This window comes from Stenotrophomonas sp. RG-453 (assembly GCF_033843685.1).
Classification (GTDB): Bacteria; Pseudomonadota; Gammaproteobacteria; order Xanthomonadales; family Xanthomonadaceae; genus Stenotrophomonas; species Stenotrophomonas bentonitica_A.
Window position 1 is genome coordinate 201,813 of the sequence record NZ_JAMYED010000009.1, and the last position, 15,554, is coordinate 217,366.

Below are 15,554 nucleotides of genomic sequence, written 5' to 3' on the forward strand. Positions count from 1 at the left end.
TGATGGGCGACACCCTTGATGTAGTGATCTGCGGTGCCGGCGCCGCCGGCCTCACCCTGGCCATCGAACTGGCCCGCCGCGGCGTGGCATTCCGCCTGGTGGAGCAGCGGGAACAGCCCTTCCATGGCTCACGTGGCAAGGGCATCCAGCCGCGCAGCCAGGAAATTTTCGAGGACATGGGCATCGTCGACAGACTGTTCGCCGCCGGCGGCCTCTATCCAGTCTCGCGGTCGCACCATGCCGATGGCACCTGCACGGACGCCGCGGTCATCGAGGCCGCCCCGGCAACACCGGCCGAACCCTATCGGCGGCCGCTGATGGTGCCGCAGTTCCTGACCGAGGCCGTGATGCGCGATCGCCTCGCCGAGCTGGGCCACCGGGTCGAGTTCGGGCACGCAGTGATCGGGTTGGAACAGGACGCCAACGGCGTAAGCGTCCGCCTTGCCACGCCAACGGGCGAGCAGACCGTGCGCACGCGCTACCTGGTCGGCGCGGACGGCGGTCGGAGTTTCGTACGCCAGGCACTGGACATCGGCTTCCCGGGCAAAACACTGGGCGTGCGAGCGGTGGTGGCCGACATCGTGCTGCACGGTCTGCCGCGCGATGCCTGGCACAACTTCAACGAAGACGACCCGCAGCGGCGGATCTCGCTGTGCCCGCTGATGGGAACGGCGCTGTTCCAGCTGCAGGCCCCCGTACCGCTCGACGGTGACGTGGACCTTTCCGTCGACGGGCTGGCGGACATGGTGCGCGTGCGTACCGGCCGCAATGATCTCGCGGTGCTCGATGTCTGTTGGGCCTCGGCGTACCGGATGAACGCGCGATTGGCCGACCGGTACCGCAACGGCCGCGTGTTCCTCATCGGCGACGCCGCCCACACGCATCCGCCCACGGGCGGCCAGGGCCTGAACACCAGCGCGCAGGACGCCTACAACCTCGGTTGGAAACTGGCGGCGGTGTTGAAGGGTGCGCCGCAGGCCCTGCTGGATACCTACGAGCAAGAGCGCCGCCCCATTGCAGCCTCGATGCTCGGGCTTGCCACGACGCTGCTCGCCCAAGCCCAGCGCGGCGACAACCGCCGTGGGCGCGACGTCCAGCAGCTCGATCTCGCCTATGCTGAATCGTCACTCACGCTGCCTGCCGAGGCCCGCAGCGGACGCATTGCGCCGGGCAACCGGGCGCCGGATGCGCCGCTGCAGGGCGCGGGTGGACAGCGCGTGCGCCTGTTCGAGGTGCTGCGCGGAACGCATTGGACGTTGCTGGGCTACGCCTGTGATCGGTCCAACGCCCCCTCCCGTGCGGGGTTGCGCGTCCACGTCATCGGCCCGGCTGGCGACCTGCGCGATGCGGAGGGGCACTTCGTCGAAGCCTATGGCGTGCAACCGGGCGACTGGCTGCTGATCCGGCCCGACGGCTACGTCGCCGCTGTCGTCGACACGCCGCACCTGGCGGCGCTGCTGGCGCATTTTGAACGCCATGCGCCGTGACGACGCATTACTTGCCGGCGGGACCCGCGCGGGCTCCCTCATCGCCCTGGGTCGCCTCGCGACTCTTCGCGAACTCCGGGAAGGTCTCGGCTATCGATGCCTTGTCGGGCAGCACGTAAAACACCCCGCCCCGCTGGAACGTGGATTCAATGATCTGCGCGTAGAACGCCGGCGAGACATTGATGCAGCCATGGGTGACGCGATTGTCGTCCGGTGACGCCGATGCCAGGCGCTCGGCCCGTCGCTCTTTCGGGACACCTGTCGCTGTGGGGTGGATGGAGACGGCGGAATCGTAGTCGACCCACAGGACGCGGCCCGCGTCGATGGACGGCCCAAAGCCCCCCACGAAGCGCCCGGCGGGCGTCGTGCGATCCCGGCCTGGAATTTCGCGAAGGGCGAGTCCGGCGATGCCGGGCGCGATATGGTCGCCGGTGGCCGAGCCGAACAGCCCCGGGGCGGCGCCGCGAAGTTTGCCTTCGCCGTCGAAGACCAGGATCTGCGCAGCGGCCTTGTCCATGATGGCGAACGGATAGCCCTGACTGTCCTTGGTGGCGACAACCCAGCCGGCCAGGTCAATCACGGTGTTGGAGACTTCCTGGCCCGGCGGAAGTTCATCGACGGCGGCGGTCGGTTTCGCGACAGCCTCGTCGGCATTGGCCACGCCAATGCTCGCGAACGCCAGCGCCAGGGTCAGCGCCCCGCGAAGGGCCAGGACGGCAGGAGATGAGTGCGTACGGATGGGACACTTCCTTGCAAAGGACATTGCACGACCAACGGAGACCAGTGGCCTGCACAGGCCACCGGTCGCCGATTCAGACGTTGCACACAAACGGTGCAGCAGCGATCAACCGCGCGGCTTGCGGCGGGGCGCCTGTTCGAGCTGCTGGACGCGACCTTCGATCTGATCCAGACGCTGGTTGGCCTGCTGCGCCGACTGGTTGGCCGACTCGGCACTCTGGGCGGCGCCCTGCACCTTCGTGTCGAGTTGATCCAGGCGGGAGTTGATGGTGGCGAACTCGTCTTTATACGTAGCGCAGGCACTCAGGCCCACAGTCGCGATCAACGCCACTGTCAGCGTACGTGCCGTTGTCAGTTGCTGTTTTGTCAGGAACATTGCACTGCCTCCTTCGTATGGGGTGTTCGGACGATAGCGGCCTCATCGCCAGAGCCATGACCGGGGTTCAGTTGAAGCCGAAAGACGTAGACGGAACGTGAAGAAACTGAACGCTTCCGATCAGGGTTCGCCGTTGACCTGCGCGTCCATCGCAACGCGTTTCAGGTGCGACAACATGGCAAAGGCAAGGCCACGCCGCTGCTCCGCACGCATCCCCTGCCGGCTTTTCCAGCAGAGCCGCCAACACCGCGTGGTCGTCGTGACTGTCACGCAATCCGGCGTTGCCAACGGCACGCGCACGGCCTGCCTCGCCGCGGGGACGTTCGCGATCGGCTGTCAGGCAACGTCACTCACCCGCGTCGCCCGGATCGCCCACGCCCGATCCCCACCCCTTCGTCAAACCCCACCCGTCGCCGCCCCGCTCCAGGCGCCATCCTTCGCGGAGTACGATCGTCCAGCCTGGTCCCGTCCATCTGGAACCCGCGCCGTCCACTACGCCGCCGCTCACGCTGAGCAACGCCCAATCCCTGGACAGAAGCCCCCCGGATACTGCCGTCAACTCGCCCCACTCATCCCGCACCGTCAGCGGCGTATAGACCGTCCCGGCATCATCGAGCGGGAACAGCGAGCGGGGATCGAAGGAGATCGACGGGTTGCGCAGGGGCAGACGAATCGCATCGTTGCCGAGGAAACGCTCGCGATAGCCGGCACTGCGTCGCTCCCGCTCTTTTGCTCGCTCGCGTTCCTCTGTACGCACCTCATCGGCGCCATAGCCGGCACCGTTCTGTGCGATGCCGGCCCCACGCCATGTGACGCCCAGCGCATCCGCCAGCAGCGCAGGCAACGTCGTGCCGGCAGACAACCCGCGGCGCCACGCTGGCGACCAACGGTCGAGCAGCAGTCCGTACGCGGGCCCGGTCACGTACGCCGCCGAACGCACGAAACTCTGCGACGCATCCGCCTTGGCGAGTGCATCTACGGCGGCAGCTGTCGCATCGCCACCGTGGGTGGCCGCAGCGATCGCGCGTCCCGAGTACTCGGCCAGGCCTTCATTGCGCTCTACCTTGGCTTCTTCCTCCAGCGCGCGCGTCGGCGGTGCCGCGGCAACCGCACGCAGAGCCCTGTAGCCCAGCGCTGCTACCGCATGCTGGCGCGCTTGGTGCTCGTCGCGCGTGGAAAGTGCCTGCGCCAGCGCGCGCATCTCCAGCCGCAACGCCGTGCGACCGGCTTCCCCATCCAGGTGTGCGGTGTCGCCCTCGGTGGCAGGCAGACCGAGGGCCGCCTGCACGCAGTGCCACTGCTCGTGCCAGAACAGCGTCGCCAATCCGTCCCGGTCGCCGGGAAGCGGCAGAAGCAGCAGGACGGCAGGGGCGCCATCGATCGTGATGCAGGTGTTGGCGGGCGGCTGGTCATTCCGCAGTACGACAGGCAGCGCGGGCCCTGTGGCGGAGTCTCTGCGCCAACTGCTCCCGGAGGCGCGGTCATGCACGATAACCGGCGCGTCCAGCGGCATGCGCCACAGCGCCTGTGCGGCCTGCGTGGAGGCGGGTGCGTCCGCCACGGTGGCGATGCGGGTCAGCGCCTCCTCCACGCCCACCGGCGGACGCTGGGCTGCAGCCATGCATGGCATCAGCCAGAGACCGGCGACGCTGGCTGCAACGGCGGCAGCAACGCTGTGTCGCCGAGGAAGGTGCCGCTGCTGCCCCGCTCGTTCTGCTGTGGACTTCCCTGCCCTCATCTCCGGCCTCTCCCTGACAGCACCCGCGCTGCGTCAGATCCGGACGGTAACCCACGCCAGCCCGCGATGTCATGACGTGCCGCTGGCGCGCTATCTCATGGCGCGCGCTGCGCGGCCACCCAGCGGGCGCCCAGGCGCTGGATACGCAGGCTTGGCGCGCCGGGCCCGGGCGATACCCTGGGGATCAGCGCCAGCCGCGATTGTGGTTGCGGCGGTCCTGGTTCCAGCGACGCTGGTCATGGCGGCGATCGTGATGGCTGGTGCGCTCGTACCGGTGGCCACGGTCATAGCGACGATCACGGTCGTAGCGATCATTGCGGTTGTCGCGACGGTCCTTGGTGGTCACGTTGCCGATGGCACCACCGGCCACTGCTCCGCCGGCGGTCATCAGCGGATCACCGTTGGACAGCACGTGCCCGGCTACGCCGCCCACGACGGCGCCGACCAGCGTGTTCTTGTCCTTGCGCGACATTGCATCCGCATTGCCTGCCGCGGTCACGCCAGCGGTCAACGCCACTGCCAGGGCCAGGCCGCGGAAGCTGAAAAGGTCGAGGTGATCATGGTGGGTTGCTCCTGGGGAACGGTGTTTAATCGAATCTGGTCGCCGAAGGTTGCCGGAACATTGCGTACCCACGGATGAACCAACCCCCTGTTCAGGTTTCGTGGGCAGGGCGTGTTACGCCATCGGCCGCTTCACGTACGCATTTGTTATGGTGCCCTCCGTCAGCCCCTCCTCCCTGGAATCCCATGCCCCGTACGCCTTCCACCGCCCCCTCCGCAGCAACGATGAATACCCGCCTGGCAGCGGCGGTCGCGCGGTCGGGACTGGACGAGCAGGCGCTGCTCAAGGCGGCGACCAAAGAGGCCTATGAGCGGGTCACTGTGCTGCTGACCACCAGCTATGCCGATTTCAGCCCCGAGCAGCAGCGCCGGATCCGGGCGCTGTTGGACACCGCGCCTGCGGCCAGGCGCGAGAAGGCCCCCAAGGTCGCCAAGGCCCCGAAGGAAGATCTGCCGCCCCGTTTCTGGTTGCCGCATAGCGGCGCCACCTGGTCGGGCCGCGGGCGCGTGCCAAATGCTTTCCTGTCCTGGGAAGGCACGGTCGCGCATACCGAATGGAAGAAGACCCACCCCGATCAGCGCTTCCCGTCCTATCCTGGCTGAGGCCGCACGCATGCCCCAGACCGTCATTCCGCAACTGCGCATGACCGATGCCGCGATCAGCGTGCCGTTCTACCAGCGGCTCGGGTTCGTGATCGACTGGGAACATCGCTTCGCACCGGACATGCCGCTGTTCGTGCAGATCAGCCGTGAGGGCCAGCAGATGTTCCTCAGCGAACACACCGGCGATTGCGAGCCGGGGGGCGCCGTGTATTTTCATGTGCCTGACGTGGACGCATTGCATGCCGCGTTCGTTGCGGCCGGCGCGCCGGTCTTCCGACCGCCGGCAGATGTGCCATGGGGCGGGCGCGAAATGATGGTGATCGACCCGGACCACAACCGGCTGCGCTTCGCCACGCAGGGTCACTGATCGAAGCGACTATGATGCTCGCCATTGAACGAAGCAGTGGTTGCAGATGAGTCGCGGAATCAAGATGCGCAAGGCAGTGGGCACGCACGGCACCCTGCACCGGGTGGGCGACCTGCAGAAGCGTCATGACGCGCAACAGACCCTGCCAACGCTGCTGTGCGATGGGTGCAACGTGCCGGTGAGATTCGTTCCCGAGCACAGGAGGCCCGGCGTGGACCGCGCCCCGCCCCTCCATTTGCCCGCCTACCTCGCCTTGAACAAAGGCACCGGGCATCTGCCCGGGTGTCGCTACAACGCGCCCGCCCATCTGCAGGCCCTGCTTGCCGCCGGAGCCGATCCCGAGTTTCTGACGACCCTGGATGATGGGACGCACGAGCTTCGCCTGCTCATCCTCCAACACGCCCTGAAACGCGGCAGTTCGGGCCCGGCGCTGCTGCCGGCAGACGCACCGCTGGACGGTTACCTGCGCACCCTCTCCGACCTGCTCACGCTGCAGGCGATGTGCGAGGACGACACGCTGCTGGCCCCGCAGCTGACCCTGCGCCTGGGCAAGAAGCGGGTGGACTGGACGAATTTCCTCTACCGGCAGGAGCGCTACGACGCGGCATGGGAGCGGCTTGGCGCCGCCTCGAGCGAGCTGCCGATGGCACTGCTCGGAACCGTGCGGTCACATCGTACGCCGCAGCCCGGTGACCCCCATGGCGTCACCTTCCTCAATTGTGCCCCGAAGTATCAGCACACCGGCGTGACCGACCGCCGGGATTTCTACGAAGTCAGCGTCGGGCACCCCGATGCCACGTGGCTGAAGTCCTTCCCGGTAGGGGCGGAGATCGTGATGTTCGGGTTGTGGCGCCAAGGCAGGAGCAGCACCGCCTCCCGGCCGCATCCGACCGATCCGCGCCGCACGATCACCAGCGTTACCCACAAGCTGGCATTGCGGCCGAGCTTTTCCCGGCAATTGACCCTGGTGGAGTGATTCGCTCGGCCGGGATGGTTTTCCTGTGATAGACAGCGCGCAACGCTAACGACATCCGATGCCGTGGAGATGTATCACTACATTTCAAATGCGAATGGTTCGTGATACGATTGTTAAGATTTCTTGAAACCCCCACACGGACGTCCCCAGCCATCGCCAGCGGGCTCCCATAGCCACGGAGTATTTTCGCGATGTCGCACCCCTCCCCCTCTCCCCGTCGTCCCGCCGCCACGCTGGCCGTTGCCATTGGCCTGGTGCTGACCGCCCAGGCGCATGCCGATGCTTCGGCGGACGCCGCCTCCTCGCCCCGCCAGATGGATACGGTCGTGGTCACCGCCACCGGCGCCCAGCAGTGGATCAAGGACGCCCCGGCCAGCATCAGCGTGATCACCCGCGAGGAGATCGAACGCAAGCCGGTCAGCAGCATCGGCCAGCTGCTGAGCACCGTTCCCGGCGTGACCGGTGGCTATGCGCTGTCCGGCGCGCAGTCCAAGATCCGCCTGCGCGGCCTGCCCGAGCAGTACACGTTGATCCTCATCGATGGCCGCCGCCAGGGCAATTCCTCCGGCGTGAACTACCGCGATGACCTGGGTCCGCAGGATCTGAACTGGCTCTCGCCGGACATGATCGAGCGCATCGAGGTGGTCCGCGGGCCGATGTCCTCGCTGTACGGCTCGGACGCGATGGGCGGCGTGATCAACATCATCACCCGCAAGATCGCCAACGAATGGGGTGGCTCGGTCACCTACAACTACAGCAAGCCGGATTCCCCGACCCGCGGTGACACCACCCAGATGGGCGCGCTGTTCAGTGGCCCGCTGACCGAGAATCTGGGCCTGCGCGTCGGTGCCAACGTGACCAATCGGGAATCGGACACCGGGCGGCGGCAGACGCCGGGCAACAAGGCCGAGAACGCCAATGCCCTGCTCAACTGGCGCATCAACGATGACCACACCGTGGGCTTCGAAGCCTCGCGCGGCGAGCAGCGAAACAGCGGCGCTGGTGACGTCGGCGCCTGGGGCCTGTCCAAGCTGGTGCAGACCGGCTATGTGGTCATGCACGATGGTCGCTACGGCGATGCCGCCACGTCCAAGACGACGCTGGTGCAGAACGATTACGAAGACAAGGGCAGCGCTGTCGGCAACCACTCCAAGGAGACGGTGTTCGATACCGCGTTCACCCGCAGCTTCCATTGGGGGTTCGAGCAGAGCTTGAACGTGGGCGGCCAGTGGAAGCGCGAGGAGCTCAAGAACGGCGATACCATCGGGACGGTGCCGGTGACCTGGACCGGCACGGGCCGGATCAGCCCGGTCAGTGAAGCCGATTCCTGGGCGCTGTTCGCTGAAGACCACATCACGCTGCACGAGCGTTTCATCTTGACCGTGGGCCTGCGCTGGGACAACACCGACAACTACGACGACAACCTCAGCCCACGCGTTTACGGCGTCTGGCACCCGTCCGATGACTGGACCGTGCGTGGCGGTGTCTCGCAGGGCTTCCGTGCACCGACGCTGAAGCAGGGCACGGCCGGCGCGGCGACGCAGTCCGGTGGCAACGGCTGCACTGCCCTGACCGCCGAAGGCTGGACCAATCGCTCGGTCAGCGCCGATGGCACCACCGGCTGCTACATGGCCGGCAATCCGAACCTGGAACCGGAAACCAGCACCAACTACGAGCTGGGCGTGGGCTTCGACAAGAACGGCTGGTCTGCCTCGGCCACCTACTTCCTGACCGATTTCGATGACAAGATCCAGCAGGTTCCGCTGCGCGAGATTCCGGGCCAGACCACCAGCTTCGTCAACGGGTTCTGGTGGACGGTCGCGCAGAACATCCAGAAGGCCCGCACCCGCGGCGTCGAAGCCAGCGTCACCGTGCCCCTGCATGAGCGACTGAACTGGATCACCAATGCCACGCGCATGCTGGAGTCGAAGAACCGCACCACCGGTGCGAGCCTGCTGGTGGTGCCCAAGCTGACCGCCAACACCTCGCTGGACTGGCAGGTCACCGATGCCTGGTCGCTCAACCTGAGCGCGCAGCACATCGGCGAACAGCTGGTGTCCTCCACCAGCGCCACCTTCGCCAAGGCGTACACCACCTGGGATCTGGTCACCGGCTACGACGTCAACGAGCACCTGACCGTGCGCGCGGGCGTGCTCAACCTCGGCGATGTCTCCACCATCGAGGAAGGCAACAACTACGATGGCGGCGCACGTACGTTCTTCGTGGGGGCCACGGCGCGGTTCTGACCGCGCCGGGTCGAGCGCAGACCTGAAGCAACGAAGGGCGGCGCGGACTTAACCGCGCCGCCCTTCTGCGTTGTGGAGCAGCGCATCGTTGCGCGCCACCGTCCATGCTCGCAACCCCATCACGGCCAGGCCGACGAACACCAGATACAGCACGGCCGTCACGTGCAGTGACTTGACCATGTACATGCCAACGTAGACGACGTCGACCAGGATCCACAGCCACCACGCGGCCGTATGCCGCCGTGCCTGCCACCACTGGGCGACCAGGCTCAGCGCGGCCAGCATCGCATCCAGCCACGGCAGCGCAGCGTTGGTGTAGACATGCATCGCCGCGCCGAGGGCGAGGCCGAACACCACGCCGATGGACAGATCACGCCACAGGGCGACCCGCGCCAACGGCACGATCGCGACCCGCCCATCGTCCTCGACCTGGCCACGCCAGCGCACCCAGCCGTACACCAGGAAACCACCGAACACGATCTGCAGCAGCGTGTCCGAGTACAGCCTGGCCTCGACAAAGACCAGTGCATACAGCGCGACCGAGATCAGCCCCACCGGCCAGGCAAGGGGGACCCGGCGCGTCATCAGCCACACGCCCAGCATGCTGACGATGGCGGCCGACCATTCCAGGATGGCCGGGTTCATAGCGCGAAGGTGACCGACAGCCGAGCCTGACGGGGCGCGCCCGGGAACAGGTAGTAGTCGCCCGAGCTGCTGCCGGTGTCACGCCAGTAGAAACGGTTGAACAGGTTGTCCACCGAGAGGTTCCAGGTCACCGGATGCTCACCCACGCGGTGTTTGAAGCGCAGCCCGGCGTCGAACACGCTGTAGGCCGGTGCGCTGACGCGGCCGTCGGCGGTGGCCACGTTGGAGGAGGCATAGCGCCAGCCGCCGGTCAGCCCCAAGCCGGTCACGAACGGCAGCTGGTACTCCGCATGCACGCTCGCGCGCGTCTTCGGCACGTTGATCAGCTGGTGCCCCTCGTAATCCGCCGTGCCCGCATCGCGCGCGCGGGCCCGCAGGACGCTCGCACTGGCGGCCAGCGACAGGCGCGCGGTCAGCTGCCCCTGTGCGGTGAGTTCCAGCCCGGTATGGGTCTGCTGCCCCTCCTGGACGAAGGTGTAGCCCGCATCGCTGCCGTCCGGCTTGGCGTACTGGAACGGCTGGGAGGTGCGGAACAGCGCCGCCCCCAGCGTCAGGGTATCGCTGGGCACGTACTTGACGCCCACTTCGGTCTGTCGCGACAGCACCGCAGGCAAGAACGTGCCTTCGTTGGAGGTCCAGAACGGCGCTTCCTGACCGAGCGAGATGCCGCGCACGTAACTGACATAGGCGTTGATCTCATCGGTCGCCTTCCAGACCAGCGCGGTCTGCGGCAGGAAGCGCGACAGGCGGCTGTGCCGCTCGGGATTGCCGCGCTTGTCGTAGGCACGCTCGTCCAGGCGCACGAAGCGGCCACCGGCCAACCACTGCCAATCGCCGAAGCTCATCCGGTCCAGCGCGAACACCGCCGTCTGTGCGCTGTCCAGGCGCCGCGCGGACGGGCCCGGCATCAGCGGCGACGGGTCGAACTGCGGCACCTGTGCATCATGGATGTTGGCCGTGCCGACGTACTCGTTGACGTTGCGGCGCTTGTCCACGGTGCGCTCGAACCGATCCGCGCCAACACTCAGCTCGTGCCGGATCTCACCGGTGGCGAAACTGCCACGCAGCTCGCCACGGAATTCCAGGTTGCGGCGGGTGTCGTCCGGGCTGCGGTAATCGTAGATGTCGTAATCGCCGTTGGGCGCAAAGTAGTTGCCCGGCACACTGCCATCCGCACAGCCGGCGGCGTAGTAACAGCCGTAGGCGAAGGCGACATTGTCGTCGATCACCGAGCGGCTATAGCTGGCGGAAACGCGCGACTGCCAGTTCGGACTGAAATCGAAGGTATGCAGCGCGGTCAGGTTGGTGCTGTCGATGCCGACCGGCCGCTGCCAGGCCTGATACCCCAGCAGGTGCTTGCGGTCCACGCCGCGCGGCAGCTCGGTGGCCCCCAGCAGCTGATAGCCCGAGGCCGAGCGCTGCGCGCTGGTCTGGTAGTTGGCATCCACTTCCAGTTTGCCGCGCTCGCCGATCAGCCAGTCGGTGGCCAGCGAATAGAAGTTGCGGCGACCGTCGGCATGATCGATGTAGGAATCGCTGTCTTCCCAGGCGGCATTGAAGCGCACGCCGAAACGGGGCGAGAGCCAGTGGCCCAGATCCACGGCGGTGTAGCGCGAGCCTTCCGAGTCGGTGCCGAGGGTGACAGTGCGGACCTCGGCCGGGCGCTTGCCCACGTAGTTGATGATGCCGCCCGGGGCCATCACACCGGCGGCGAGGCCGGCCTCGCCCTTGAGGATTTCCACCGCCTGGATGTTCTCCAGCGCCAGCCGCTGCTCACCGGTGATGGCCAGCCCGTTGAAGCGGTAGCCGGTGCCGGTATCCAGCGGGAAGCCGCGGATCGCGATGTTCTGGTAGTAACCAACCGGCGCGTAGCTGTCGCCCAGCGACGCATCATTGCTGGCCAGCTCGGACAGCGTCCGGACCTGGCGGCTGTCCAGCAGGTCGCGATCGAGCACGTTCACCGAGGCCGGCGTGCTTTTCCAGTCGCCGGCGCCGAAGCTGCCGGTCTGCATGGCGGTGGCTGCCGGCTGATGCGCCTGCACGCGCACGGCGGCCAGTTCCGTCGGCGAGCGCTCGGGCGCCTCGGCGAGTTCATTGGCATGAAGGGGCAGCGCGGCGCAGAGGGCGGCGGACAACAACGTAGGGCGGAAGCAGCGGTTCATTCGATTCGTCATCAGCTGGAGGAGACGAAGCGAAGGCGCGCACGCGCACCGACCCATCACGGCGGTATGCCTGCTGCTCAAAGCTCCCTACGCCGGTGCAAACCGGATCAGGTTCCAAGGGACTCTCTCAGCCTGGTTTCGCCAGGCACCCCCGCTTCTGTGACTATTTCACTACAAATGGTACGGATTTGCGAGCCCGCCCTTCAGGCGGCTGCGTGCAGCGCCTTCAACAGGCCCTGCCCGGCCGCGCTGCTGAACCAGTCAGCGTGGCCCAGCAGGAAGGTGTGGTAGGCCACGTCGGCATTGGCAGGCGAGTGCGTCACGCCCTGGAAGTACTCCACTTCCGACAGCGCGAAATCGAGCTGCACGATGGGCAGCAGATCAGCCAGCAGATGCACGCGCTTGGCCGACAGCGGCACGATCTCGCGGTAGCCGGCCAGCAGCGCCAGCGCGATATCCACGCGCACGGCCGCCTCGCCGCCTTCCAGCGCCAGCCAGGCAATGGCGTTGCGTTCGATGGCGGTCGCAAGGTCGAACAAGGCACTGGTCGGTGAGGCAAGACCCAGATCAAGCACGGTATCGACCACGGTGGCATCTCCTTGCTGGCGCCAGAGCAGATTGGAAACATGCCAGTCGTTGTGTGCCCACAGGCGCGGCTCGGCCTGCAGCCGCGCGACCAGGCCGGCGTGCCACGGCGCAACGGCCCGCCGCAGATCACCCTGCCAGTCCTGCCGCGCGAGATAGGCGGCCAACCCGGGACGACCCGGAAGATCGGCCTGGATGGCGGCGATGGGGTCGGCGGCACGGATCAGATCATCCCGTGCGACCAGCAGATGGGTGCTGCGCTGGGGCGCGTGATAGCAGGCCGACGCGCTGTGCAGCTTGGCCAGCATCCGCCCGGCTTCGCGCGCCTGCGCGGTATCGGTCAGCGGCGTCCAGGAAGGTGCATCGCGGTACAGATCCTGGCCCTGGCCCACGCGATGCAGCTCGTAGGTCCAACCCTCGTGCTCCACTGCCGTGGCGCCATCGCGGTCACGCAACACCTCGACCACCGGAACGCCGTGATCGGCCAGATGCTGGATGAAGCGATGCTCCTCGGCGAGGCTGGCTGCCGTGCGGACGCTGCCATGGTGGCGCTTGACGAACACCCGCTCCCCGTCGGTCTCGACGATGGCGGCGGCGGACATTGGCCGCGGGCTGTGCCACTGCAACCGGCCAGCGCCGGCCAGCGATGCGAAGCGCTCGCGCAGCCAGCTGACCTCGCGTTCGGTGATGGCGGGCCAGTCGGCGGCCACCTCATCGTTGTTGAGGCCTTGGACGCGGTGGGTGCTGTTGCTCATGGAATGACGGGTCGATGACGGGCAAAGTGCGCGCTGTCACCAGACAGTGGGCGCGGCGAGGATAGCAAGCCGGGCCCGGCAAGGGGGAAGCAGATGCCTGCCCTCAGCGCTTGCTGTCGCTCGCCTTTGCTGCGGCCGGCGTGGCCGGCAGCAGACGAGGCTGCTCGGCATACCAGTCACGCGCACCGGCGAGGTGCCACTTTCGCTGCTCGCCCTGCAGCTCGATGCCGGCGCCCAGCACACCCCAGCGCAGGTACAGGTCGCCCCGGCGTTTGCCATGACTCAGATCCAGCCGCGCCTGCAGGGACAGCCGCTCATTCTCGGCCTGCAGGTCCTCCACGATCAGTTCGCCACTGCGCCAGCGCAGCTGGCCACTGGCCTGCACTTCGCCGGAATCCAGCATGCCGAGTACCCAGCGCGGGTACTCACTGCGCTGTGCGAACACGCCCAGCAACGGCCCGGCATCGCGCAGGCGCAGGTCGGCCAGCCCATCCACCTGGAACGGCGCGGCGGCATCGATGTGGCCGCTGCGGATCGCGACCTTGCCCCACCAGCGGCCGTCACTCTTTTCATCGCCTACATGGATGTTGCGCAGCTCCACGGTGGTGCCACCGAGATCGAACTGGCGGCTGTCGAAATCCGCACGCTGCAGACGCGCCTGGAGTTGCGCATCGCCGCGCATCGCAATACCGGCGACGCTCAGCCGGGCACCGGTGCCCCGCAGATCGGCACTGCCCTTGCCGACCCGCCCGGAGGCATCCAGTGAGACATCCCCACTGAGCAGGCCGGTCCCGCCGAGCAGGCGCACGTTGTCATTGCCCAGGTAACGGTTGTAGGCGGTCAGGTCCGGTACCCGTGCATCGGTGAAGCGGAGCTGGGCCCGCATGCCGTCGCTCAGCTGCTTCAGGCGCGCATCACCGCGCAGGTTCAGCGCAAGCTGCCGCCCATCGAACAACAGCGCCTTGGGTGCATTGGTCGGCGCGGCCTGGAAGCGCGGGATCTGTACCTTCAGTTCGGCCTGCGCAGGCGTGCCCTCGACAATCCGGCCCTGCGCCTGGGCATCGCCCCGCATGCGGACGCCGGCGACTTCGGCCACCGCCGCCACCTGCGGAATATCCACTGTGCTGCCCGGTGCGAGCTCGCCGTCGGCAAGAATGATGTCAGCCTTGAGCAGACCGCCACCGTCGAGATGGAACCACGGCTTTTTCACGAACAGATCGCTGATCCAGTTCAGCGACTGGAACTGCCATGCGCCCTGGACCTTGCCGGACAACCGCGGCAGCAGCTCGGCCGGCGCCTGGAACGGAATCTTCCGGCCGGTCACGCGGAGATCGGCGTTGAGCTCACTGCCCGTCTCCGGGTCACGCGGCAGCCGCGCCTGCACCCGCATGTCCTGCGCCACGTCCAGCTGCAGCGACAGCAGGCCGCGGTCATCTGCGTGTACGCCGGCGTGCAGTGGCAGCCGCCAGACCAGACGGCTGCCGGGACGCAGCGCGCCCTGCTCCAACGTCACATCGGCAGTGAGGCGCGCATTGGAGACCGCGCTGCCGACCTTCACGTGCGGGCCGCCGGTGTCGATGCGCAGCCCCTGGCTGCGCGCGTCGATCTGCAGCTGCGCCCAGGTGATCCCGAGCTTCTGCAGGCCCGGCGCGTCGTCACGGTAATGCCGCGGGAAGTGGAACCGTGCGGCGATATGGGCATCGTCCAGCACGTTCACGCCATCGAAGCTGACCTGGGCGTCATCGAAGCCGGCAGTGGAGTCGAACAGCTCCGAAGGCCCACCTTTGAGCTGCTTGAGGAACCCGACATTCCCGTGCCCCTGGCCGACGATCAGGAGCTTGCCGAAGCGCCCACTGCGGATCGTGTCGCTGTGGATCGCATCGAAACGCAGCGTCCAGCCACGGTCGCCGCGCGGCGGCGGCGGAATGGCGTTCTCGACCCGTTCGACCTCCGCTTCCACGCCCGTCGCGTCGATCCGCGGAATACGCACTTCCTTGCGCAACAGCGCCGGCAGGTCGATCCACGCACTGGCCCGATCGGCACGGAACACGTACTGGGTACGATTGGCCTGGCCGCGCATGCGGATGTTCCAGACCACGGCCTGCCCCGGCATCAAGGTCACCGCCGGGCCGGTCTGCATCGTGAATTTTTCAGGTTTGCGGTTGGTCACCGCATCGAACAGCGGCGTATTGAGGAATACGTTGCCCGCCAGCAGGTACAGCGCATACAGCGCCAGCAGCGAGAGCAGCGCCACGCGCCACGGCCGGGGCCAGCGCTGGACGCGCTCGGGAATCAGGGGCATGTGGATCCGCGAC

Annotated in this window: 13 protein-coding genes and 1 riboswitch; of the genes, 5 read left to right on the top strand and 8 right to left on the bottom strand. The window is 67.2% G+C overall.

Going from position 1 to position 15,554, the window contains the following annotated elements:
- Positions 1-2 precede the first annotated feature (2 nt).
- Entirely contained in the window at positions 3-1,487 is a 1,485-nt protein-coding gene (locus tag NJD74_RS17290) for an FAD-dependent oxidoreductase (protein ID WP_102789596.1), read from the top strand.
- 7 nt (positions 1,488-1,494) lie between these two features.
- Here NJD74_RS17290 and NJD74_RS17295 read toward each other — a convergent pair whose 3' ends face one another.
- From NJD74_RS17295 to NJD74_RS17310, 4 genes are all read right to left on the bottom strand, one after another.
- Positions 1,495-2,175 (bottom strand): L,D-transpeptidase, encoded by a 681-nt coding sequence (locus NJD74_RS17295; protein WP_102789618.1) that lies wholly within the window; start codon positions 2,173-2,175, stop codon positions 1,495-1,497.
- A gap of 156 nt (positions 2,176-2,331) precedes the next feature.
- Positions 2,332-2,601 carry a membrane protein gene (locus tag NJD74_RS17300; RefSeq protein WP_019185050.1) on the bottom strand — a complete coding sequence of 90 codons (270 nt, stop codon included), beginning with the start codon at positions 2,599-2,601 and terminating at the stop codon, positions 2,332-2,334.
- A gap of 346 nt (positions 2,602-2,947) precedes the next feature.
- Complete coding sequence (locus tag NJD74_RS17305) at positions 2,948-4,222, bottom strand: hypothetical protein (protein ID WP_319624668.1); 1,275 nt, start codon at positions 4,220-4,222, stop codon at positions 2,948-2,950.
- 301 nt (positions 4,223-4,523) lie between these two features.
- Positions 4,524-4,856 (bottom strand): glycine zipper 2TM domain-containing protein, encoded by a 333-nt coding sequence (locus NJD74_RS17310; RefSeq protein ID WP_235318858.1) that lies wholly within the window; start codon positions 4,854-4,856, stop codon positions 4,524-4,526.
- 269 nt (positions 4,857-5,125) lie between these two features.
- On the opposite strand from NJD74_RS17310, the gene NJD74_RS17315 reads away from it, so the two are divergent.
- From NJD74_RS17315 to NJD74_RS17330, 4 genes are all read left to right on the top strand, one after another.
- The gene (locus tag NJD74_RS17315) at positions 5,126-5,503 is read left to right on the top strand and encodes an H-NS family nucleoid-associated regulatory protein (RefSeq protein WP_046272557.1); all 378 of its coding nucleotides are present in this window, start codon (positions 5,126-5,128) and stop codon (positions 5,501-5,503) included.
- 10 nt (positions 5,504-5,513) lie between these two features.
- Complete coding sequence (locus tag NJD74_RS17320) at positions 5,514-5,870, top strand: VOC family protein (protein WP_070470823.1); 357 nt, start codon at positions 5,514-5,516, stop codon at positions 5,868-5,870.
- 46 nt (positions 5,871-5,916) lie between these two features.
- Positions 5,917-6,846, top strand: coding sequence for a hypothetical protein (locus NJD74_RS17325; RefSeq protein ID WP_319624669.1), 930 nt, complete (start codon positions 5,917-5,919; stop codon positions 6,844-6,846).
- 191 nt (positions 6,847-7,037) lie between these two features.
- Positions 7,038-9,092 carry a TonB-dependent receptor gene (locus tag NJD74_RS17330; RefSeq protein WP_083298710.1) on the top strand — a complete coding sequence of 685 codons (2,055 nt, stop codon included), beginning with the start codon at positions 7,038-7,040 and terminating at the stop codon, positions 9,090-9,092.
- A gap of 48 nt (positions 9,093-9,140) precedes the next feature.
- Here the strand turns inward: NJD74_RS17330 and pnuC are convergent, their stop codons facing one another.
- From pnuC to NJD74_RS17350, 4 genes are all read right to left on the bottom strand, one after another.
- Positions 9,141-9,737 (bottom strand): nicotinamide riboside transporter PnuC, encoded by a 597-nt coding sequence (gene pnuC / locus NJD74_RS17335; protein ID WP_102789593.1) that lies wholly within the window; start codon positions 9,735-9,737, stop codon positions 9,141-9,143.
- Positions 9,734-11,899: a TonB-dependent siderophore receptor gene (locus NJD74_RS17340; protein ID WP_319624670.1), complete on the bottom strand. Its 2,166-nt coding sequence runs from the start codon at positions 11,897-11,899 to the stop codon at positions 9,734-9,736. The genes pnuC and NJD74_RS17340 overlap by 4 nt, the downstream gene beginning before the upstream one ends.
- 67 nt (positions 11,900-11,966) lie before the next feature.
- A riboswitch (TPP riboswitch) is annotated at positions 11,967-12,062 on the bottom strand.
- A gap of 40 nt (positions 12,063-12,102) precedes the next feature.
- Entirely contained in the window at positions 12,103-13,239 is a 1,137-nt protein-coding gene (locus NJD74_RS17345; protein WP_319624671.1) for a phosphotransferase, read from the bottom strand.
- 103 nt (positions 13,240-13,342) lie between these two features.
- Positions 13,343-15,541 (bottom strand): hypothetical protein, encoded by a 2,199-nt coding sequence (locus NJD74_RS17350; protein ID WP_046272553.1) that lies wholly within the window; start codon positions 15,539-15,541, stop codon positions 13,343-13,345.
- Positions 15,542-15,554: the final 13 nt, after the last annotated feature.

What these genes read in the sequence shown, in the direction of transcription:
- NJD74_RS17350 (WP_046272553.1), bottom strand. Translation starts at nt 15,541, where the DNA reads ATGCCCCTGATTCCCGAGCGCGTCCAGCGCTGGCCCCGGCCGTGGCGC.
- NJD74_RS17345 (WP_319624671.1), bottom strand. Translation starts at nt 13,239, where the DNA reads ATGAGCAACAGCACCCACCGCGTCCAAGGCCTCAACAACGATGAGGTG.
- NJD74_RS17320 (WP_070470823.1), top strand. Translation starts at nt 5,514, where the DNA reads ATGCCCCAGACCGTCATTCCGCAACTGCGCATGACCGATGCCGCGATC.
- NJD74_RS17305 (WP_319624668.1), bottom strand. Translation starts at nt 4,222, where the DNA reads ATGGCTGCAGCCCAGCGTCCGCCGGTGGGCGTGGAGGAGGCGCTGACC.
- NJD74_RS17300 (WP_019185050.1), bottom strand. Translation starts at nt 2,601, where the DNA reads ATGTTCCTGACAAAACAGCAACTGACAACGGCACGTACGCTGACAGTG.
- NJD74_RS17315 (WP_046272557.1), top strand. Translation starts at nt 5,126, where the DNA reads ATGAATACCCGCCTGGCAGCGGCGGTCGCGCGGTCGGGACTGGACGAG.
- NJD74_RS17290 (WP_102789596.1), top strand. Translation starts at nt 3, where the DNA reads ATGGGCGACACCCTTGATGTAGTGATCTGCGGTGCCGGCGCCGCCGGC.
- NJD74_RS17330 (WP_083298710.1), top strand. Translation starts at nt 7,038, where the DNA reads ATGTCGCACCCCTCCCCCTCTCCCCGTCGTCCCGCCGCCACGCTGGCC.
- NJD74_RS17325 (WP_319624669.1), top strand. Translation starts at nt 5,917, where the DNA reads ATGAGTCGCGGAATCAAGATGCGCAAGGCAGTGGGCACGCACGGCACC.
- pnuC (WP_102789593.1), bottom strand. Translation starts at nt 9,737, where the DNA reads ATGAACCCGGCCATCCTGGAATGGTCGGCCGCCATCGTCAGCATGCTG.
- NJD74_RS17340 (WP_319624670.1), bottom strand. Translation starts at nt 11,899, where the DNA reads ATGAACCGCTGCTTCCGCCCTACGTTGTTGTCCGCCGCCCTCTGCGCC.